A 20,242-nucleotide genomic window follows, 5' to 3' on the forward strand; every position below is an offset into this window, starting at 1 on the left:
TTAGACACTGCGCCACGGCGCTCTGAAATCATGTCGCTGAGCTGCACCTGGTCGCGTTCTACCACGGCTTCTCTGACCCTAACAGCAGGTTTCAGTGTGTGGTCGTCAGCAGGAGGCTTGGGGTGCATGCATCGGTTGATCAGCTCGTCGGCGATTTCGAGGGCATGGATGATGTCCTCTATGCGATCCTGGGTGTCTCGTGTCCGGTCTTGGGCAATCAAAGGGCATAGCACTCGACTAGCGATAGCTAGCTTTCTTTCTAAGGGCATATGAAGCTCCTAACGTGGGGGAGCTTCCATAAAACCACCATTTGCGTTGATCGCAAGGCTCCGGCCCCGAATCTTGAGCGCCAAGAGCGGTTGATGGCGTTGCCTAATCATTGTCGCCTCGATTCCCCGGGTGCTACGACGCCTTTGATGGCTTCCTCACGCGACTTGCTGGCGTCGTTGAGTGCGCGCTTTTGGCAAGAGCGACCGCTTTTCGTTCACGTGCAGCTGCATTGACCGCCCTCCGCTTCGCTCTGAGTTGCGCTTGCCTGAGAGACTGCGCTGCCTCTCCCGGCTGATAGACCGGCAGACCTTCGGGAACGGGGAGAAGCGCTACCGCGTCTGCGCGCGATCGGAGCGTGGGCACATCTACGTAGGTTCCGAGCTCGCCGGGCATATGCGCCTTGTGCCCCGTAATGGCAGCGGCAATAGAGCTAAGCACCCCCGCATAGAGAAGCCGGGTGCTCGCAGTATGTCGGAACGAGTGGAAGCCCATGCCGGGCTGCATCATGCCCAAGCCAACAAGATAGGCGCGGAACTGATCTCCGAGGGCATCCCCGTAGCCTGCTTTCTTGTGCCAAGGCAGGTGAGGAAACAGACGCTCATGGCCTGCATCCATTACATCGCGGGCATAGGTGAGAATTCCAGCATCCAAGAGGCGGGGATGTAGTGGAATGAAGCGCAGCGAGTTGGCGTTCTTCAGCTTCTGGTCGCGATGGACGGCACGGATGTGGATCCCCCAGATGCCGTTCACTTCTGCAACATCTTCCGCATAAAGCTGGCCAACTTCGTTGACCCGGGCCCCGGTGCCTGCCGCCAGCAGCACGCCCCAGTAGCGATCAGGGCGCCCTTTAGCCCAAGGCAGGAAATTCTCAGGGTCAAAGATCTTGTTGATCTCTTCAATCGTGAACTGGCGGCGGGGCAGGGCTGCCACTGATTGTGCCGAGTTCTGCCTTTTGATCCCGTCCAAGGGCGAGCGCGCGATGATGCCGCTGGCCACTTGGGCGTTAAAGAAGCTGGCAAGGCGGTCTCGGTGCTTTCCGAGGGTCCGATCTGAGAGGCCAGAAACAACGATGCCCTTATCTCTCTGCTGCCTGACCTTGGCGATGATCTGTGGTGCAGTCAGCTCTTTGTAGTCACTCTTCTTCCTGGCATTGCTTGGCCAGTCATGGAGTCCTGTCAGAAACGCTCTGACTTGAGCTTCCCCGACCTTCGACATCAGCAGGTCAGGTCCTGCAACTTCCTGGAAGATGATGAGGGTGTTCTCACTATCTAGAAGATTGCCGGGAGAGGTCTTGGCATTCCTCAGGTCCGCCAGATACAGGGCGATGCGGTCGGATAGCGTGAAATCTGCGTGGGTGGTTCGATTGGGCAGTCCTACATCCGAGAGCCCAGGCAACGCCAAGCCTCTGATCGTTTCCAGAAGTGCTTGAGCATCTTCTCGCCCATTGACGTTCAGACCGGTGAGCCTGGTCCCATTCGGCAGCTGGATGTTTCCGGTCCACTGGTTGATGGAGCCGTTGACGACTTTCAGCAGGTCCTCTCTATCCTTGTCATCCATGCGGCTAACCCTCCAGCGCTCGAATGCTTCGGAGAGTGCCACAGCCACGCGGGCCGCGACGAGGCGGGCAAGGTCAACAGCGGACGGGGGAAGGCGGCGGACCAAGAAGCGTGAGCCGATAGCCTCACGCAGGTCTACAGGAACAAGAAAGCGGACATGAAGTCCGTTAGGTCGGCGTAGAAGATAGGGCTTAGGCAAGGGGCGATACCTCAAAAGATCCTTTTGGAAAGATCGTTTTTCGGTATCGCGCCCTGCCAAAACCCAACAGAATCAGCAAGATACAGCTGAACTGCTTACAGATGGTGGAGGTGGGCGGAATTGAACCGCCGTCCGAAGGCACTCCATCCCCAGCACTACATGCTTAGCTCACCGTTGGATCTCGTCCCCGAACAGCACGGTGCGCAAAGCGCATCCGGGAACCAGCCTGTTGTGTTCTAGTGCCGGACTGACAGGCAGCCATCCAGCGCGATTCCATGATAGTGACTCTACACCGCGAGCATGGACACAAGCGGTTTCGAGGCTTAGGCCTTAAGCGGCCAGAGCGTAGTTGTCGTCGTTGGCAACTAGAGTTTTGCAGCTGGATTTACGAGGAAAGCTACCCCCTCGGCATGCGCCAGGCGACTTCACAACCCCCGTCGAAACCAATGCACCCCCGGTTTCTTCAAGTATTGCAAGGCTTTCAGGCCCTTGGTTGACCAAATGTTGACCAAGAACCCGCCTAACGATGCGAATGTTACGGCAATCTTCCTGAACAGTCACGCGCGGCCAGGGCTGGCGCCGGATCCGTTCAGTCGCCGCTGCCGTCCAGCAGCAGGCTGCGCGGCAGGGGTGCGGTCAGCGGCTTCCAGACCGCCGCGGCCTTGGCGCCGGCATCGGGGACCATTGAAGGGATCCACCGGCCGTACTTCTTGGCGGTGATCGTCCAGTCGCGGTGCCCCATCTGCCTGGCCACCCACATGACGTTCTCGCACTGACATGCGGGATCGGCTATGTAAATGGAGTTCCGCAAGCCGTATGTTGGATCGATGAGGGATCCGGTGGCGGTGGAGGGGGGGCGGCGGAGGTGGCCAAGGAGAAGTGGGCGGAGGTGACGGTGGCGGAACTGATGGCGGCGGGGTATGGGTCACGGTGCCGGGCTACCCCAATGTGCGGCTAAACCTCATCAAGAAAGAGGTGCGGGAATACACCCTTGGCTGTAGTGACGAACCTATTCTTCGCCAACGGGCGATGCAGGTGGTCGTGATCAAGAAGCCATTGGCGGCCATTAAGGATGCCAAGGATACGTATACGTTGAAGCTGATGGCGACGGGCGAAAGCCAGAAGTTCTGGCGCACCAACGCAACTAGCTCCTTGCAGATGTCAGAAATCTCGGAGTGCGGAAAATGAAAACAAAGATCATTGGCGCGGCCTCTCTGGTCGTAGTTGCTTCGATTATTGGTGGAGTTGTATACCGGTCAGGTCAAGCCGATACCCGCTTGGTGGGCGGCGATGCGCCAGCGCGCGAGGCTACCCATTCAGGTACGCAGCGAGACGTGATGACGCTGGAAAGCACACGGTCACTTCCAGGCAAGGTCGGGGAGCGTGGTCCGCTTGATGGAGTTGAGCGGTTTGGTCAGCTACTTGATAGGCTCAAGTCAGGCAGCATCGCTCCGGCCCAGCGCGCGCAATATCTTCTGACAGCAGCTCAGATCTGTGAGGGCGCGAGGGAGGGACGGTTGGGCAAGCGCACGGACGAGGCCAGTAGAACGTATGCCCAGTACACCAAGACGTTTTGTTCGGACTTCTCCGGCAGCTCGAATGAATTTGCATTGGAGCTATTGAAGTATCCGGATAGCGACGTCGTAATAGCTCGCGAGTTGGCAAGCAGCGTGCCTCTTGAACGGGATACGGCCATTGCTGCCCAAGACATCGTTCTCAAGTCGCAGAATCCAGACGCTGTCTATAACGCTGCGGCCGCTTTGGCGTCAGGAACTTGGGCGTTCGGGGTTGAGGTTGCTCAAAACCCGCAGGAGCGTTCAATGCTGCGTGTGGCGCAGTGGCTAGCGTCCCAGAGGCTGGCTTGTGATCTGTCAGGTGGTTGCGGCGCTGGAGGCATGACCTCGATGGTTGAATGCGCCTCGTACGGAATCTGCACGCCTGGGATGACGGTCACTGAAGTGTTTGCACGCACCCAACCCGAGGCCAGGCTTGATCTCGCTGATCGGCTGTACGCGAGATTGCTTGAGGTGAGGTCCGAGCTCGTCGCTAATTCTGCAGGCTAGTCGAGGACGCGGGTGCTGGAAGGGACGGGTCAACTGGCCCGCCCCTTTTGGTTTGCTGAATCTGCTGATTTGATCAGTTCGTCAAATCGTTCAGGCAGCTTTGCCAGCTTCAAAAGCTGGCAGGAAAGCTGGCAACTTGCTGCCAATCTATGCCCATTCCTGACCATGCGGCAGTCATGAACGAAAAAGCCCATCAAACTAAAAAATTGATGGGTTTAATTATCTCTGTGTACTGGAAAGCGGCGCGAATGGCGTGACAGGGAGAATGCCCCCCGGTTTCTACAGAGCTGCAAGGTACATGGCCAATTCCGTGTCGCCACCGGCAGGGCCTGCCCGACAATGCGAATGATGCGGCAATCTTTTTGGACAGCCGCGTATGGTCCGGGATTGAGGTGACAATGTATCCCCTGCCTCGCGGCAGGTCGTCCTCCACGGCTGCGTGCCACTTGGCGCCCTGCCGTGCCTGGTCGACACGTTCGAATCCGGGGGGGGCTTCCCCAGGATTGCCCGATGGCCGTTTTCATCAGTTCCGGCAGGACGCGATTGCGATGGATAGGGTTGCTGGCCGTGAGTGGCCTGGCACTGTAGGCAGGCGCTGTCGCGGCTGCTGATTCCCCGCGCGCGTCGGTGGGAGGGCGTAGGGCCCCTCACTGGAGGTGCATCAGCGTTGGATGCTGCGGGCGGCGCGAGCACGGGTGATAGCATCGAGACTTCCGATCTGCAGCTTTATGGAAGGAAGCCATGTCGCTTGAAATCGCCGTAACGGATGAGCCCAGCGACGAGGCGCTGGACCTGATCGGCAGTGGCCTGGACCAGTTCAATCTGGACGCCGCCGGGTATGCAGATCGACGCACGCTGGCGGTACTGGTCACCGATCCAGCCAGTGGCAGGGTGGTGGGAGGCCTTACCGGGCGGACTTCGCTGGGCCTGTGGTTCGTGGATCTGTTTCATCTACCACCGGCATATCGCGGCAACGGGCTGGGCTCGCGCGTGCTGAAGGCTGCGGAAGATGAGGCGCGCCGGCGCGGTTGTCGTTCCGGAGTGCTCTACACCATCAGTTTCCAGGCGCCGGACTTCTATGTGAAACAGGGATGGGCCGTGCTCGGTGAAGTGCCATGCGATCCGCCGGGGACGCGCAGGATTTTCCTCAGCAAGGATCTGACGCGGGCGTGAACCGCGCGGGCGGTCAATTTGCAACGTGTTGCAGTGCGTTGGCCATAGCGGATTGGTAACTTCATTGGCACGAATTTGCGACACACTGAAGACCACCATCCGAACCAGGACAGACACGGAGACTGTGGGTGACCGAGGCAAGCCAACAACGCAGCCTGCGACAGCTGGTCGGACCCGTCGGGGCCGACTACCAGCGGCGGGCCCTGCCCCCCGGCTGGGTCTGGGCCGTGCTGGGCGTGTTGCTGGCGGCCACCTGGTTGAGCGAGCTGCCGGCCACGGCGGCCGCGGCCCTGGTGGCCAGTGCGGTGGTGGTGCATTGGCCGCAGCGCGGCCGTACCCACTGGCTGGGTTGGCGCCTACCGGCACTGGCAGTGATGGCGGCCCTGCTGTGGGGGCCAGAGGTGCTGTCGCAGTGGTTTGAACACGGCCTGGCCGTGGTCCTGATGTCGCTGGCCAGTCTCAGCATCGGTGTGCATGTCTGGCAGTCGCGGCAGCTGGCGCGGCAGTTGCAGGGCGCTGCCGATTCGCTGGATGACGCCCAGCTGCTGGCCCTGTTGCCGGCCGACGCGGCCCGGATGGCGCAGCGGTGGCGCGCCGGCGATGACCGTCATGCGCCGGAACTGGCGGTGGTGATGCACCTGGCCGTGATGCACGCGGCGCTGGCACCACGCATGCGCGGGCAGGGCGTGCTGGCAGGCTGACCGGCAGGCAGCTCCAGCGCCGTCGCGATTACGAGACTGGCAGCTGTTTGCGCAGGTAGATGCGCTCGTGCCCGGGTGGGCAATCGGGCAGCCGCCCATAGACGGTGTAGCCCTGCCGCAGGTAGAAGGCTTCTGCCTGCCAGTCGAAGGTGTCCAGCATCACGTTGAGGGCGCCCTGCTGGCGTGCGGTGGCTTCTGCCTCCGCCAGCAGCCACTGGCCGATGCCTTGCCCGCGCAGTTCCGGATCCACCCACAGCACGTGCACCTGCAGCCAGCCGGCACAGACATCCGCCAGCACGCCACCGCGCAGCGCGCCGTGCTGGTCATGCCAGGCCAGGCGGATTGGAATCTCATCGAACGCATCGCCGCCGTGGGCCTGGTTGAAGGCCAGCAGGCGCGCGCACAACGTGCGCGTTTCATCGGCGCTGGCAGTCACCATGGCGCCGATGGGGGTGGTCATGCGTCGCGGTTGCCGCGACGCATCACACGCTGCTTCTCGATCGCCCAGTCGCGGTCCTTGGCGGCATCGCGCTTGTCGTGGGTCTGCTTGCCCTTGGCCAGCGCCACTTCCAGCTTGATCTTGTTCTTGCTCCAGTACATCGCGGTGGGCACGATCGTGTAGCCATCGCGCTCGACCTTGCCGACCAGCTTGTCGATCTCGCTCCGGTGCAGCAGCAGCTTGCGCTCGCGCCGGTCATTGGCCACCACGTGGGTCGAGGCCTGGATCAACGGCGTGATCTGCGCGCCGATCAGGAAGATCTCGCCGTGCTTCACATAGGCGTAGGCGTCGATGATGTTGCCGCGGCCGGCGCGGATCGACTTCACCTCCCAGCCCTGCAGGGCCAGGCCGGCCTCGAAGCGCTCTTCGATGTGGTACTCGTGGCGGGCACGCTTGTTCAACGCGATGGTTTTGTTGGCCGTCGCGCTCTTTGCTTTATCCTTGCCGCTGTTCTTGCTCATTTCCGTATTGTCTCCGATTCGGGCCCGCCCGGTCGATTGCCGAAACGTCCTGTATTCATGCCTACTATCCGCCGCAGCGCCCTGGTCGAACACTCGGCCGCACGCATGTTCGACCTGGTCAACGACGTCCAGGCCTATCCGCGCCGCTTCCGCTGGTGCTCGGCTGCCCAGATCCTGGAGCAGGGCGAGGACCGCCTGGTGGCACGCCTGGACCTGGGCCTGGGCTCGTTCAGCACCTGGTTCCAGACCGAGAACACCCTGCAGCGCCCGCACAGCATCGACATGCAGCTGCGCGATGGCCCGTTCAAGCAGCTGCACGGCCGCTGGGAATTCCATGCGCTGGCCGAGGATGCCTGCAAGGTCACCCTCACCTTGGAGTTCGAACCCAGCTCGCGCCTGCTCGGTCCGGCCCTGGCGATCGGCTTCCAGGGACTGGCCGATCGGATGGTCAACGATTTCGTCCGCGTCGCCGACGAGGCCTGAGCGATGATCGAGGTCGAGGTAGTGCTGGCCTGGCCGCAGCGCGTGTTGGCGCGCCGCTTGCAGCTGGAAGAGGGGGCGACCGTGGCCGACGCCATCGCCGCTGCTGCATTGGAAGGCAGTGCTGACTGTCCGGCTGCAGCCGTGCATGGCGTGCTGGCACGTCCACAGCAGGTGCTGCTGGAGGGTGACCGCATCGAGCTGCTGCGCCCGTTGCTGGCCGACCCCAAAGACAACCGCCGGCGTCGCGCGCTCGGCGGTTGATCCCGGCAACCCGTCCTTGCGGACGGGCAGGGGCTCAGCGGCCCTTCTTCTTCTTGTCCTTCGGCAGGTTGCGGCCGAACTGGCGCACCGTCTGCTGGGCCAGGGCCTTGTCGTTGCCCGGGAAGTAGTCACCTTCCCAACGGGTCACGGTGTCGTTCTCGAAGAACACCACGAAGTTCTTCACTTCGGTACGGCCGAGGCGGTTCACGCGCTGGCTGGAGGTGTAGTCCCAGCGTTGGGCATGGAACGGGTCGGGAATGGACGGGGTGCCCAGCAGCGCGGTGACCTGCTGCTTGCTCTGCCCGACCTGCAGCTTGGCCACGGCATCTTCCCGGATCAGGTTGCCCTGATAGATGGGTTGCTTGTAGATGATGCCGCACCCGGTGGTGGACAGGGCGACGGCGGCGACCAACAGGAGATTGCGCATCGGGACTGGCGGTTGGGGAAATCAAACCGATGATACACTCCCGGCGTGCCACCGCGACCCAATCCGAGGCAGCTGGCGCTAAATCGCCAATGAACGGAGACCTATGGAAACCCACGACCTGCGTAAAGTCGGCCTGAAGGTGACCCATCCGCGGATGCGGATCCTGGCGCTGCTCGAGCAGCGCAATGCCCAGCACCACATGACCGCCGAAGACATCTACCGCCAGCTGCTGGAGCATGGCGACGAGATCGGCCTGGCCACGGTGTACCGGGTGCTGACCCAGTTCGAGGCCGCCGGCCTCGTGCTCAAGCACAATTTCGAAGGTGGCCAGGCCGTCTACGAGCTGGACCGTGGTGGCCATCACGATCACATGGTCGACGTCGACAGCGGCAAGATCATCGAGTTCGAAAGCCACGAGATCGAGGAGCTGCAGCGCAAGATCGCAGCCGACCACGGTTACGAGCTGGAAGAGCATTCGCTGGTGCTGTACGTGCGCAAGAAGCGCAAGTAAGCGTTCCAGCCAGCTGGATGCGACCAAACCCCGGGCTTGCCCGGGGTTTTTCGTTGGGTGGGGTCAGATCCCTTTCCCAGGGGAAAGGGATCTGACCCCAGGGGTTTCGGATGCGCCCATCACCACCTCCAGATCCACCGCCTCGGCCATGGCCCGGTTACCCGCATCGCCCGGATGCAGGTGGTCGCCGGAGTCGTAGGCGGCGGCCATCCGTGACGGATCGGCCGGGTCGCGCAGCGCCGCATCCAGGTCGATCACCGCGTCGAACGGGCTGTCGCTGCGCAGCCAGACATTGAGCTGTTGGCGCAGGGCCTCCTTGTCCGGCTGGTAGTAGTCGTCCAGCGGCGTGCCGGGCAGGGCGCCGGCGAACGGCGTCAGGGTGGCGCCGAGGATGCGTAGACCCCGCCGATGGGCCCGTTCGGCCAGGGCGCGATAGCCGGCCTGCAGTTCGGCCAGGCTGGGCCGGGGCTGCGCGCGGGCAAAGGCGGTGCCGGGCCAGCTGATGTCGTTGATGCCGATCAGCACGATCACACTGGCCACGCCGGGCTGATCCAGTGCGTCGCGCTGCAGGCGGGCCAGAACCGACTCGCCCATGCCGTCGCGCAGCAGCCGGCCGCCGGAGATGCCGGCGTTGACCACCGCGACGCCCCGCGGTGCCAGGCGTGCAGCCAGGTGGTCGGTCCAGCGCTGGTCCTGGTCGAGGCTGGCGGTGGCGCCGTCGGTGATCGAATCGCCGATCACCACCACACTGCGCGCGCTGGCGGCGGCCTCGACCTCGATCCCGGTCAGGAACAGGCGTGCGGTCGTGGAACTGGCACCCTGAAGGTCGCGCGCGCGGGTCTGGTTGCCGCTGGCGATCCAGCTGGTCTGGCGCCCCTCCCAATGGAAGGTCTGCAATGGCATAGGCCCCGGCACAAAGACATTGACCTGCAACGCCTGGCGGTCTTCCGTGGCCATCGCCAGTGGATCGCTCAACCGTTCCTGACCGGGGCCGATCAGCACCCCGGGCTGGCCGTCGAAGCTGAGCGGCTGCGGGGAGGCGCCTGCGTGTGCGGCCACGCTGGCCGCCCCGATCCGCAGCGGCTGAGTGCCGTAGGCATTGCTCAGCCGCACCCGCAGCCGGGGCCCGCCCAGGCTGATGCGCGCAGTCTGGCGGAAGGTCTGGTCCTGCAGGGTGGCCGGAACCAGGGTCGGGAACAGGAAATCGGCGCCCCAGACCGGTTGCGGGCTGGCCTGCCAGCTGGCGACCCAGTGCGGGGCCGGAGCGGCACTGGCGGCGCTGGACAGGGCGATCAAGGCGGTCGCGGTGAGCTGGCTGAAGCGGTTCATCGGGCAATCCCGGGAGGAGGGAGTGCCATGGTGATTCTCCATCCATCTGTGAACTAGACTGCGCATGGATAATAACCTGTGAACTGGATTCACCAACATGGCGCGACCCGACATCAACCGATCCGGCGAACTGGAAGTGTTCGTGCGGGTGATCGAGACCGGTGGTTTTTCCGCTGCGGCCCGCACCCTGGACATGACGCCTTCGGCGGTAAGCAAGCTTGTGGCCCGGCTGGAGCATCGGCTGGGTACGCGCCTGCTGCAACGCTCCACCCGCCAGCTGCAGCTGACCCCGGAAGGCTGCGCGTTCTACGAACGTGGCCTGCGCGTTCTCGCCGACCTGGAGGAGGCCGAGCGTTGTGCCAGTGCCCATGCCGAGCCGCGCGGACGGCTGCGGGTCAACTCCAACGTGCCGTTCGGCCAGCATTTCCTGTTGCCGCTGCTCCCGGCGTTCCTGGAGCGCAACCCGCAGGTAGGCGTGGACCTGACCCTCAACGACGAGGTGATCGACCTGCTTGAGCAGCGCACCGACGTGGCGGTGCGGGCCGGCCCGCTGAAGAGCTCCAGCCTGGTGGCGCGGCGGCTCGGTGCGACGCGGATGATGATCGTGGCTGCGCCCGCCTACGCGCTGCGGCACGGGTTGCCGCGCACTGCCGAGGAGCTGCAGTCGCACAACCGGCTGGACATCGGCCATGCGCGCGCGATGCAGGGCTGGCCGCTGTTGCAGGACGGTCGCGAACGCATGCTGCTGCCCAGTGGCAATGCGCGCGCCAGCAACGGCGACGCGCTGCGCCAGCTGGTGCTGGCTGGGCTGGGCATGGCGCGGCTGGCAGCATTCCAGGTGCAACAGGATATTGCCGACGGGCGCTTGCTGCCGGTGCTGGAGGACGCCAACCCCGGTGACCTTGAAGAGGTGCACGCGGTGTTCCTGGGGCAGGGCGGCTACCTGCCGCTGCGGGTGCGTGCCTTCCTTGATTTCCTGGTGGAAACGGTGGACCTGGCGCGGCCACTGGGGTAAAGCAGGTAATGCCGGCCAGCGGCCGGCACTACCGCGCGGGTGCGTTGTAGATCCACGCCATGCGTGGAAGAACGCGTGCGGGCGTCAGACCTGCAGCAGCTTGCGGGCGGCGGCGCGCGCTTCCTTGCTCACTTCCACGCCGCCGAGCATGCGCGCCAGCTCTTCCTCACGCGCCTTGCTGTCCAGCTTTTCCACTGCGCTCTGGGTCATGCCTTCCACCGGGGCCTTGCTGACCCGGTAGTGGGCATGGCCCTTGGAGGCGACCTGCGGCAGGTGGGTCACGCACAGCACCTGGCGCTTCTCGCCAAGGGCGCGCAGCTTCTGGCCGACGATGTCCGCCACCGCGCCACCGATGCCGGAGTCGACTTCGTCGAACACCATGGTCGGCACCGCATCCAGATCCAGCGCGGCTACTTCGATGGCCAGCGAGATGCGCGACAGTTCGCCACCCGAGGCCACCTTGCGCAGGGCGCGTGGCGGCTGGCCGGCGTTGGCCGCCACCAGGAATTCCACGCGCTCGGCACCCTGCGGGTCGGGCTTGCCGGCGTCCTGCGGTTCCAGCTCGATCAGGAACTGGCCGCCGCCCATGCCCAGCTCGGCGATGATCCCGGTGGTGGTGGCCGACAGCTCGGCTGCGGCCTTGCGGCGGCTCTCACTGAGCACCTCGGCCTGCAGGCGCCAGGCCGCCGCGGCCTTGTCGATCTCGCCAGCCAGGCGCTGCAGTCGCTCGTCGGCGCCGCGCAGCTGCTCCACCTCGGCGTGCATGCGCTCGCGCTGCGCGCCCAGCTCGTCCATCGGCACGTGGTGCTTGCGGGCCAGATCATGCAGGCGGCCGAGGCGGCGCTCGTTCTCCTCGAACTGTTCCGGATCGGCGTCGAGGTCGTCATGCACGCGGTCCAGCAGCGACAGGGCTTCGTGCAGCTGGATCGAGGCGTTCTCGATCAGGCCGTCCACCTCGCCCAGGCGCGGGTCGTGTTCGATCAGGCGCGACAGTTCGTGGCGCACCTGCTGCAGCAGGTCCAGCGCGGAACTGCCGTCGTCGCCGTTGAGCTGGTTGCTGGCCGCCTGGCAGGCGCTCAGCAGGGCGCTGGCGTGGGCCTGGCGCCGGTGGCTGGCACCGAGTGCGACGATCGACTCCGGTTCCAGGTCCTCGCGGTCCAGTTCGCGCAGCTGGTGCTCCAGGAAGCCGATCCGGTCACTGACGTCGCCCTGCTGCGACAGCGCCAGCGATTCATCGACCAGCGCCTGCCAGGCCGCGGCGGCGCGGCGTACCTGGCGGCGCTCGTTCTCGTTGCCGGCATAGGCATCCAACAGGGCCAGCTGCGACGGGCGCGTCAGCAGGGCCTGCTGTTCGTGCTGGCCGTGGATCTCCACCAGCAACGCGGCCAGGTCGCCCAGCTGGGCCAGGGTCACCGGGCGGCCATTGATCCACGCCCGTGAACCGCCGTCGGCACGGATCACGCGGCGCAGCTGGCATTGTTCCTCGTCGTCCAGTTCGTTGTCGGCCAGCCACTGGCGCGCGGCCTGCAGCTGGTCCAGCGCGAACTCGGCCGAAAGCTCGGCGCGCGCGGCGCCGTGGCGGACCACGCCGCTGTCGGCGCGCAGGCCGGACAGGAAGCCCAGCGCGTCGACCATCAGCGACTTGCCGGCGCCGGTCTCGCCTGAAACCACGGTCATGCCTGGCCCGAACTCCAGTTCGGTGGCGCGGACGACGGCAAAATCCTTGATCGAAAGATGTCTGAGCATGGGTAAGGGGGTATCAGCAGCCGCGCAACGCTAGCACGCGGGCGAGGGAGGTCCAATGACTTGCCAAGGTGATGCGCCGCCATTATCTAGTGTCCGTGTCTCACAGGTTGATTCCATGCACGGTTCTCCCGACCAGCTTGCCCCGCGTGCGCGCCATCTGCTGCGCACGTTGATTGCGCGTTACATCCAGGACGGTGAGCCGGTCGGCTCGCAGACGCTGGCGCGCGTGGCCGGCCTGGAGGTCAGCCCGGCCACCATCCGCAACATCCTCGGCGACCTGGAAGACCTGGGGCTGCTGGCCTCGCCGCATACCTCGGCCGGGCGCATCCCGACCGCGCATGGTTACCGGGTGTTCGTCGACAGCCTGCTGCAGATGCAGCCGCCGGGCGAAGGCGAGCTGGCCCGGTTGCGCCAGGAACTCGCCGGCGGCGGCAGCACCCAGGCCCTGCTCGGCAGCGCCTCGGAGCTGCTGTCGGCGATGAGCCACTTCGTCGGCGTGGTCAGCGCGCCGCGACGCGAGCAGTTCGCCTTCCGCCAGATCGATTTCGTGGCGCTGGACGGGCGCCGGGTGCTGGCCATCCTGGTGTTTGCCGACAACGAGGTGCAGAACCGGGTCATCGAGACCCGGCAGGAATTCGCGCCGGGCCAGCTGGAACAGGTCGCCAACTACCTCAATGCCCATTTCGCCGGCCTGCCGATGGCCGAGATCCGCACCCGCCTGCTGCTGGAGCTGCGCGATGCCCGTTCCGAGTTGGAGCAGCTGCTGGCGCACAGCATCGAGCTGGCCGAGCAGGCCCTGCAGCCGGCCGCCGACGACATGCTGGTGGCCGGCCAGACCCGGCTGATGGGGGTGCAGGACCTGTCCGACCTGGAGCGCCTGCGCGAGCTGTTCGAGCTGTTCTCCAGCAAGCGCGAGATCCTTCAGCTGCTGGAGCGGACCATCCAGGCGCCGGGCGTGCGCATCTTCATCGGCGAAGAGACCGGGATGATGCCGCTGCAGGGCGTCTCGCTGGTCACCGCCCCGTACACCGCCAATGGCCAGGTACTGGGCGTGCTGGGCGTGATCGGCCCCAAGCGGATGGCCTACGACCGCATGATCCCGCTGGTCCAGGCCACCGCCGATGTGCTCGGCGCGGCCTTTTCGCCGGCCGGGCGCACTCCCGGAACATCCGACGCTTGAAACGCAGCATCCCGCCCACACTAGGGTGGGTGGAGGCGGGCTGTGACCGCCAGGGACCCAGACATGAACCACGAAAACCCCGATATCGAATCCCAGCAGAGCGCGGCCGATGCAGCGGCTGCGGCCGGCGTCAGTGACGAAGTGGAGCGCCTGCGCGCCGAAATCGAGCAGATCAAGGCCGATGCGCTGCGTGAGCGCGCCGACCTCGAGAACCAGCGCAAGCGCGTTGCCCGTGACATCGAACAGGCCCGCAAGTTCGCCAACGAGAAGCTGCTGGGCGAGCTGCTGCCGGTATTCGACAGCCTGGACGCGGGCCTGAAGGCGGCTGGCGATGACCCGCATCCGCTGCGCGAGGGCCTGGAGCTGACCTACAAGCAGCTGCTGAAGGTCGCTGCCGACAACGGCCTGGTCCTGCTGGACCCGATCGGCCAGCCGTTCAACCCGGAACACCACCAGGCGATCAGCCAGGTGCCGACCCCGGGCGCTGCCCCGGGCAGCGTGGTGACCGTGTTCCAGAAGGGTTACCTGCTCAACGAGCGCCTGCTGCGGCCGGCGCTGGTGGTGGTGGCCGCCGATTGATCGGCCGTGCCGGGCCATGCCCGGCAAGGTTTTCCAAGCGCTGAACACAGCGTTCGGGAGATGGCTTGAATGTTCCACGAGCCTCCCCCACATCGTATTCATCCACCGGCCGAACGGCCGGACTGACCCCAACAAGCATCCTCAGGAGTCTCCCCCATGGGCAAGATCATTGGTATCGACCTCGGCACCACCAACTCGTGCGTGGCGATCATGGACGGCGGCAAGGCCCGCGTCATCGAGAATTCGGAAGGCGATCGCACCACCCCGTCGATCGTCGCCTACACCAAGGACGGCGAAGTCCTGGTCGGCGCCTCGGCCAAGCGCCAGGCCGTCACCAACCCGAAGAACACCTTCTACGCGGTGAAGCGCCTGATCGGCCGCAAGTTCACCGACGCCGAAGTGCAGAAGGACATCGCCCACGTCCCGTACAGCATCCTCGCCCATGACAATGGCGACGCCTGGGTGGCCACCAGCGACGGCAAGAAGATGGCCCCGCAGGAAATCTCGGCCAAGGTGCTGGAGAAGATGAAGAAGACCGCCGAGGACTTCCTCGGTGAGAAGGTCACCGAGGCGGTCATCACCGTGCCGGCCTACTTCAACGACAGCCAGCGCCAGGCGACCAAGGACGCAGGCCGCATCGCCGGCCTGGACGTCAAGCGCATCATCAACGAGCCGACCGCGGCTGCGCTGGCCTATGGCCTGGACAAGGGCGACAACAAGGATCGCAAGATCGTGGTGTACGACCTGGGCGGCGGCACCTTCGACGTCTCGGTGATCGAGATCGCCAACGTCGACGGCGAGAAGCAGTTCGAAGTGCTGGCGACCAACGGCGACACCTTCCTGGGTGGCGAAGACTTCGACAACCGCGTCATCGAGTACCTGGTTGAAGAATTCAACAAGGACCAGGGCATCGACCTGCGCAAGGATCCGCTGGCCCTGCAGCGCCTGAAGGACGCCGCCGAGCGCGCCAAGATCGAGCTGTCCAGCGCCCAGCAGACCGAAGTGAACCTGCCGTACGTCACCGCTGACGCGTCGGGTCCGAAGCACCTGAACATCAAGCTGACCCGCGCCAAGCTGGAAGCGCTGGTGGACGACCTGATCAAGAAGTCGATCGAGCCGTGCCGCGTCGCCCTGAACGATGCCGGCCTGCGTTCGAGCGACATCAGCGAAGTGATCCTGGTCGGTGGCCAGACCCGCATGCCGAAGGTGCAGCAGGCGGTGACCGAGTTCTTCGGCAAGGAACCGCGCAAGGACGTCAACCCGGACGAGGCCGTGGCACTGGGTGCTGCGATCCAGGGCGGCGTGCTCGGCGGCGACGTCAAGGACGTGCTGCTGCTGGACGTGACCCCGCTGTCGCTGGGCATCGAGACCATGGGCGGCGTGTTCACCAAGATCATCGAGAAGAACACCACCATCCCGACCAAGGCCTCGCAGGTGTTCTCCACCGCCGAGGACAACCAGTCGGCCGTGACCGTGCACGTGCTGCAGGGTGAGCGCGAACAGGCCCGCTTCAACAAGTCGCTGGCCAAGTTCGACCTGTCCGGCATCGAGCCGGCCCCGCGTGGCCTGCCGCAGGTGGAAGTGTCCTTCGACATCGACGCCAACGGCATCCTGCACGTGTCGGCCAAGGACAAGAAGACCAACAAGGAACAGAAGGTCGAGATCAAGGCCGGTTCGGGCCTGTCCGAGGAAGAGATCGCGCGCATGGTCGCCGACGCGGAAGCCAACCGCGAAGAAGACAAGAAGTTCCAGGAGCTGGTGCAGGCCCGCAACCAGGCCGACGCCCTGATCCACGGCACCCGCAGCGCCATCACCGAACACGGCAGCAAGGTCGGCGGCGATGTCATCGGCAAGGTCGAGGCGGCTCTGGCCGACCTGGAAACCGCGATGAAGGGTGACGACAAGGCGCAGATCGAAGCCAAGTCGAAGGTGCTGGAGGAAGCCGGCCAGTCGCTGTTCGCCGCTGCTTCGGCCGACCAGGGCGGTGCCCCGGGTGCCGACGCCGGCAACGCCGGCAAGGCGCAGGATGACGTGGTCGACGCCGAGTTCACCGAAGTCAAGGACGACAAGAAGTCCTGATCCGGACCGACACGGGACGCTGGCCATCAGCGTCCCGTTGTCGCATCAGGGTCCTGACCGCCCACCGGCGTGTCGGGGCGCCCGACGCAAGAGCGGACCTGGTTCCGCTCTTCCGCTTTGACGAATCCCGACTTTCCGGAACCAGATTCACGATATGAGCAAGCGCGATTACTACGAAGTGCTGGGCGTTGCCCGCACCGCTACCGACGACGAGCTGAAGAAGGCCTACCGTCGCTGCGCGATGAAGTTCCACCCGGACCGCAACCCGGGTGATGCGGCGGCCGAAGCCTCCTTCAAGGAGTGCAAGGAAGCCTACGAAGTGCTGTCCGACGGCAACAAGCGCCGCATGTATGACAGCCACGGCCACGCTGCGTTCGAGCACGGCATGGGCGGTGGCGGCGGTCCGGGCGGCCCGGACATGAACGATATTTTCGGCGATATCTTCGGCAACATCTTTGGCGGTGGCGGCGGTGGTCCGCGCCAGGCCCGTCGCGGCGCCGACATCGGCTACGTGATGGAACTGGACCTGGAAGAAGCGGTGCGCGGCGTCGAACGCCGCATCGAGATCCCGACCCTGGCCGAATGTGGCGACTGCGATGGCAGCGGCTCGGAAGACGGCAAGGTCGAGACCTGCAATGTGTGCCATGGCCGCGGCCAGGTGCGCATCCAGCGCGGCATCTTCGCCATGCAGCAGGCCTGCCACAACTGCGGCGGCCGTGGCCAGATCATCGCCAAGCCCTGCAAGACCTGCCACGGCAACGGCCGTGTCGAGGAAGACAAGGTGCTGTCGGTGAAGGTGCCGGCGGGCGTCGATACCGGCGACCGCATCCGCCTGCAGGGCGAAGGCGAAGCCGGTCCGGCCGGTACGCCGCCGGGTGACCTGTACGTGGAAGTGCGCGTGCGCGAGCATGCGATCTTCCAGCGCGATGGCGACGACCTGCACTGCGAAGTGCCGATCCGCATCTCGCAGGCGGCACTGGGCGACACCGTGCGCGTGGCCACCCTCGGCGGCGAAGCGGAAATCCGCATCCCGGCCGAGACCCAGACCGGCAAGCTGTTCCGCCTGCGTGGCAAGGGCGTACGTTCGGTGCGCAGCCGCAGCGAGGGCGACCTGTACTGCCGCGTGGTGGTGGAGACCCCGGTCAACCTCACCAACGAACAGCGCAAGCTGCTGGAACAGTTCGAAGCCACCTTCGTCGGTGAGGAAGCGCGCAAGCACTCGCCGAAGTCGGCCACCTTCATGGATGGCGTGAAGGGCTTCTGGGACCGGATGACGTCCTGAGTTTTTCGACGGAAGCGGTGAACGAGAGCGCCGGGCCATGCCCGGCGTTGTCGTTTGTGGTGCAGTAGCTCCACGCCATGCGTGGATGCCGTTCAAAGGATCATCGGAAAAACGCCGCCGGCGTCTGCCCCAGCTGCCGCTTGAACATGCTGGTGAACGCGCTTGGGCTGTCGTAACCCGTCGCCAGCGCCACATCGATGACCTTGTCGCCGACCGCCAGGCGTTCCAGTGCGGCCAGCAGCCGCGCCTGCTGCCGCCACTGCCCGAAGGTCATGCCCAGTTCGCTGGCGAAATGGCGCTGGATGGTCTTCACGTCCACCTGCAGCGCCTGCGCCCAGTCCTGCAGCGTGGCGTCGTCGCCGGGATGCTTCTGGATGTGCTGGCAGATCCGCTGCAGGCGCGGGTCGGTGGGCGAGGGCAGGTGCAGCGGCAGCACGTCCATGCGGTGCAGCTCGTCCAGCAGCAGGCGTACCACGCGGCCATCGCGGCTGTCATCCACATGCGCGGTCTCGATCAGGCTGGCAGCCAGCAGCAGTTCGCGCAGCAGTGGCGCCACCTGCACCGCGAACGCCTCGTGCGGCAGTTGCGGTGCGAAGTCGGGTTCCACGTACAGGCTGCGCATGTGCACTTCGGCGATGCAGTCCACCGCATGCGCCATGCCGGCCGGCACCCAGATCGCGCGGGTCGAGGGTACGACCCAACGGCCGCCGTCCGCACGCACCACCATCAGTCCCGACATGGCGAACACCAGCTGGTGACGGCGGTGCCGGTGGGGCGCGATGTGGGTGCCGGGTGGGTAATGCCGGGCGCGGCAGGTCACCGGGCGGTGCACCGGAACCTCGCTCCACGGCGCGGTCTCGCGGACCGGGCAGGGAGTGTCCTTTTTGCGATAGGCCATGACCCGAACGCGGCAGAAGGGAGGGAGAGGCCACCGTAGCATGCGTGGCTCGCCCCCAACCTGACTGTGTCCATGTCGACCCTGGCTTCTCCCGCAACGGCCTCGCGTCCGGTAGCCCCCGGCGTGCTGGCCGCCATCTCCACCTCGCATGTCGTCAACGACATGATGCAGTCGCTGATCCTGGCGATCTATCCGGTGATCAAGGGCGGCTTCAATCTCAGCTTCACCCAGATCGGACTGATCACGCTGACCTACCAGCTCACCGCGTCGATCTTCCAGCCGTTGATCGGCATGGCCACCGACCGTCGCCCGGCGCCGTATTCGCTGCCCATCGGCATGGCCTCGACCCTGTGCGGCATGCTGCTGCTGGGCTTCGCACCGAACTACGCGGTGGTGCTGATGGCTGCGGCGATGGTCGGCATTGGTTCGGCCATCTTCCACCCGGAAGCCTCGCGCATCGCGCGGCTGGCCTCGGGCGGTCGCCATGGCTTCGCGCAGTCGGTGTTCCAGGTTGGCGGCAACTTCGGTACCGCGCTGGGACCGTTGATCGCCGCGGCGGTGATCGTGCCGTATGGCCAGCATGCCGCATCGTGGTTTGCCGGCGCCGCCCTGATCGGCATCGCTCTGCTGACCTATGTCGGCCGCTGGTACGCGTTGCATCTGGGCACGCCACGACCGGTCAGCACGGCTGCGATGGCGCCGCGGCATCCGCCGCGCACCGTGGCCAAGGTGCTGGCGATCCTGCTGGTGCTGATCTTCAGCAAGTACTTCTACATGGCCAGCATCGGCAGCTACTTCACCTTCTACCTGATCCACCATTTCGGCATTCCGGTGGCACAGGCCCAGCTACATCTGTTCGCGTTCCTGGTGGCGTCCGCAGCCGGTGGCTTCCTCGGCGGCCCGCTGGGTGACCGCATCGGCCGCAAGCCGATCATCTGGACCTCGATCCTCGGCGTGGCCCCGTTCGCGTTGATGCTGCCGCATGCCGACCTGCTGTGGACCACGGTGCTGGCGGTGCTGATCGGCTTTGTGCTGTCCTCGGCGTTCTCGGCCATCGTGGTGTATGCGCAGGAGATGATGCCGCACCGCATCGGCATGGTGTCCGGCCTGTTCTTCGGCTTCGCCTTCGGCATGGGCGGGCTGGGTGCGGCCGTGCTGGGCCTGCTGGCGGACAAGACCAGCATTGAGTACGTCTACCAGCTGACCGCGTTCCTGCCGCTGCTCGGGGTCGTTGCGGCGTGGCTGCCACCGTCGCGGCCTGCTGCTCACTGAGGGGTTTTGGTTTGCAGGGCTTGCAGCCCTGCACCTGCTGCAAGCCACGGCAACGTCAAATTCAAAAGCTGGCTTTCCGTGGGTTGGCGGGGTGGGTCCGGTTGAGGGGGACGCTGCAAGTCCCCCTCCGGGGCCCGGCCCAGCCGCTGGCGGCTGGGCGTTCGGGCGCTTGCGAAGCGGTGCTTCGCAAGCAAAGCGTACTCACCCATGTAAGCTCGGTCGCCGCGGGCTCGGGTGCGCGGTCCTGCGCACACGAGC

Annotated in this window: 21 protein-coding genes and 1 other RNA gene; 13 read left to right on the top strand and 9 right to left on the bottom strand. The window is 65.2% G+C overall.

The genetic code is table 11. The annotated features are described in order from the left end of the window. Nucleotides 1–402 precede the first annotated feature (402 nt). The 3 genes from V3B30_RS16840 to V3B30_RS16850 form a co-directional block, all read right to left on the bottom strand. The gene (locus tag V3B30_RS16840; RefSeq protein ID WP_329809758.1) at nt 403–1,827 is read right to left on the bottom strand and encodes a site-specific integrase; all 1,425 of its coding nucleotides are present in this window, start codon (nt 1,825–1,827) and stop codon (nt 403–405) included. 300 nt (nt 1,828–2,127) lie between these two features. Next, nucleotides 2,128–2,481, bottom strand: a transfer-messenger RNA (tmRNA) gene (gene ssrA, locus V3B30_RS16845). Nucleotides 2,482–2,614: 133 nt separating this feature from the next. Continuing rightward, nucleotides 2,615–2,785: a hypothetical protein gene (locus tag V3B30_RS16850; protein ID WP_329809759.1), complete on the bottom strand. Its 171-nt coding sequence runs from the start codon at nt 2,783–2,785 to the stop codon at nt 2,615–2,617. 119 nt (nt 2,786–2,904) lie between these two features. Between V3B30_RS16850 and V3B30_RS16855 the strand changes: the two genes are divergently transcribed. The 4 genes from V3B30_RS16855 to V3B30_RS16870 all read left to right on the top strand — a co-directional run bounded on the left by V3B30_RS16855 (nt 2,905) and on the right by V3B30_RS16870 (nt 5,962). Beyond that, nucleotides 2,905–3,213 carry a hypothetical protein gene (locus V3B30_RS16855; RefSeq protein WP_262083883.1) on the top strand — a complete coding sequence of 103 codons (309 nt, stop codon included), beginning with the start codon at nt 2,905–2,907 and terminating at the stop codon, nt 3,211–3,213. Continuing rightward, nucleotides 3,210–4,088 (top strand): hypothetical protein, encoded by an 879-nt coding sequence (locus V3B30_RS16860; RefSeq protein WP_262083882.1) that lies wholly within the window; start codon nt 3,210–3,212, stop codon nt 4,086–4,088. Before V3B30_RS16855 ends, V3B30_RS16860 begins: the two co-directional genes overlap by 4 nt. A 741-nt stretch (nt 4,089–4,829) precedes the next feature. Then, nucleotides 4,830–5,261 (top strand): GNAT family N-acetyltransferase, encoded by a 432-nt coding sequence (locus V3B30_RS16865; protein WP_262083881.1) that lies wholly within the window; start codon nt 4,830–4,832, stop codon nt 5,259–5,261. 128 nt (nt 5,262–5,389) lie between these two features. Then, entirely contained in the window at nt 5,390–5,962 is a 573-nt protein-coding gene (locus V3B30_RS16870) for a hypothetical protein (protein ID WP_262083880.1), read from the top strand. 28 nt (nt 5,963–5,990) lie between these two features. Here the strand turns inward: V3B30_RS16870 and V3B30_RS16875 are convergent, their stop codons facing one another. Further along, nucleotides 5,991–6,422 carry a GNAT family N-acetyltransferase gene (locus tag V3B30_RS16875; RefSeq protein WP_100471996.1) on the bottom strand — a complete coding sequence of 144 codons (432 nt, stop codon included), beginning with the start codon at nt 6,420–6,422 and terminating at the stop codon, nt 5,991–5,993. Then, a complete protein-coding gene (gene smpB, locus V3B30_RS16880) occupies nt 6,419–6,922 on the bottom strand; it encodes an SsrA-binding protein SmpB (RefSeq protein ID WP_005409231.1) in 504 nt (167 codons plus the stop codon). Before smpB ends, V3B30_RS16875 begins: the two co-directional genes overlap by 4 nt. Before the next feature lie 57 nt (nt 6,923–6,979). Here smpB and V3B30_RS16885 point away from each other — a divergent pair, with 57 nt between their 5' ends. Together V3B30_RS16885 and V3B30_RS16890 are read left to right on the top strand one after the other, a co-directional pair. Next, complete coding sequence (locus tag V3B30_RS16885; RefSeq protein WP_087922269.1) at nt 6,980–7,405, top strand: type II toxin-antitoxin system RatA family toxin; 426 nt, start codon at nt 6,980–6,982, stop codon at nt 7,403–7,405. A gap of 3 nt (nt 7,406–7,408) precedes the next feature. Further along, nucleotides 7,409–7,666, top strand: a complete 258-nt coding sequence (locus tag V3B30_RS16890) for an RnfH family protein (protein ID WP_087922270.1) — start codon at nt 7,409–7,411, stop codon at nt 7,664–7,666. 34 nt (nt 7,667–7,700) lie between these two features. Here V3B30_RS16890 and bamE read toward each other — a convergent pair whose 3' ends face one another. Beyond that, nucleotides 7,701–8,093, bottom strand: coding sequence for an outer membrane protein assembly factor BamE (gene bamE / locus V3B30_RS16895; RefSeq protein WP_005409234.1), 393 nt, complete (start codon nt 8,091–8,093; stop codon nt 7,701–7,703). Nucleotides 8,094–8,196: 103 nt separating this feature from the next. Here bamE and fur point away from each other — a divergent pair, with 103 nt between their 5' ends. Beyond that, nucleotides 8,197–8,604, top strand: coding sequence for a ferric iron uptake transcriptional regulator (fur, locus tag V3B30_RS16900; protein ID WP_005409235.1), 408 nt, complete (start codon nt 8,197–8,199; stop codon nt 8,602–8,604). 63 nt (nt 8,605–8,667) lie between these two features. Here fur and V3B30_RS16905 read toward each other — a convergent pair whose 3' ends face one another. Further along, entirely contained in the window at nt 8,668–9,933 is a 1,266-nt protein-coding gene (locus V3B30_RS16905; RefSeq protein ID WP_262083879.1) for an SGNH/GDSL hydrolase family protein, read from the bottom strand. Between the two features lie 97 nt (nt 9,934–10,030). Between V3B30_RS16905 and V3B30_RS16910 the strand changes: the two genes are divergently transcribed. Continuing rightward, nucleotides 10,031–10,948: a LysR family transcriptional regulator gene (locus V3B30_RS16910; protein ID WP_262083878.1), complete on the top strand. Its 918-nt coding sequence runs from the start codon at nt 10,031–10,033 to the stop codon at nt 10,946–10,948. Between the two features lie 84 nt (nt 10,949–11,032). On the opposite strand, the gene recN is transcribed toward V3B30_RS16910, so the two are convergent. Continuing rightward, nucleotides 11,033–12,694: a DNA repair protein RecN gene (gene recN, locus V3B30_RS16915; RefSeq protein ID WP_262083877.1), complete on the bottom strand. Its 1,662-nt coding sequence runs from the start codon at nt 12,692–12,694 to the stop codon at nt 11,033–11,035. A gap of 115 nt (nt 12,695–12,809) precedes the next feature. Here recN and hrcA point away from each other — a divergent pair, with 115 nt between their 5' ends. From hrcA to dnaJ, 4 genes are all read left to right on the top strand, one after another. Beyond that, complete coding sequence (hrcA, locus tag V3B30_RS16920) at nt 12,810–13,874, top strand: heat-inducible transcriptional repressor HrcA (RefSeq protein WP_008266321.1); 1,065 nt, start codon at nt 12,810–12,812, stop codon at nt 13,872–13,874. Between the two features lie 63 nt (nt 13,875–13,937). After that, nucleotides 13,938–14,453 carry a nucleotide exchange factor GrpE gene (gene grpE, locus V3B30_RS16925; protein WP_100472000.1) on the top strand — a complete coding sequence of 172 codons (516 nt, stop codon included), beginning with the start codon at nt 13,938–13,940 and terminating at the stop codon, nt 14,451–14,453. A gap of 156 nt (nt 14,454–14,609) precedes the next feature. Further along, nucleotides 14,610–16,532, top strand: a complete 1,923-nt coding sequence (gene dnaK / locus V3B30_RS16930; protein WP_059034049.1) for a molecular chaperone DnaK — start codon at nt 14,610–14,612, stop codon at nt 16,530–16,532. A gap of 154 nt (nt 16,533–16,686) precedes the next feature. Further along, the gene (dnaJ, locus tag V3B30_RS16935) at nt 16,687–17,814 is read left to right on the top strand and encodes a molecular chaperone DnaJ (protein WP_049434941.1); all 1,128 of its coding nucleotides are present in this window, start codon (nt 16,687–16,689) and stop codon (nt 17,812–17,814) included. Between the two features lie 100 nt (nt 17,815–17,914). On the opposite strand, the gene V3B30_RS16940 is transcribed toward dnaJ, so the two are convergent. Beyond that, a complete protein-coding gene (locus V3B30_RS16940; RefSeq protein WP_262083876.1) occupies nt 17,915–18,712 on the bottom strand; it encodes a helix-turn-helix transcriptional regulator in 798 nt (265 codons plus the stop codon). A gap of 72 nt (nt 18,713–18,784) precedes the next feature. Between V3B30_RS16940 and V3B30_RS16945 the strand changes: the two genes are divergently transcribed. Next, a complete protein-coding gene (locus tag V3B30_RS16945) occupies nt 18,785–19,984 on the top strand; it encodes an MFS transporter (RefSeq protein ID WP_262083875.1) in 1,200 nt (399 codons plus the stop codon). The last annotated feature ends 258 nt before the right edge of the window (nt 19,985–20,242 follow it).

The organism is Stenotrophomonas sp. SMYL41, from assembly GCF_036319965.1.
GTDB classification, from domain to species: domain Bacteria; phylum Pseudomonadota; class Gammaproteobacteria; order Xanthomonadales; family Xanthomonadaceae; genus Stenotrophomonas; species Stenotrophomonas maltophilia_R.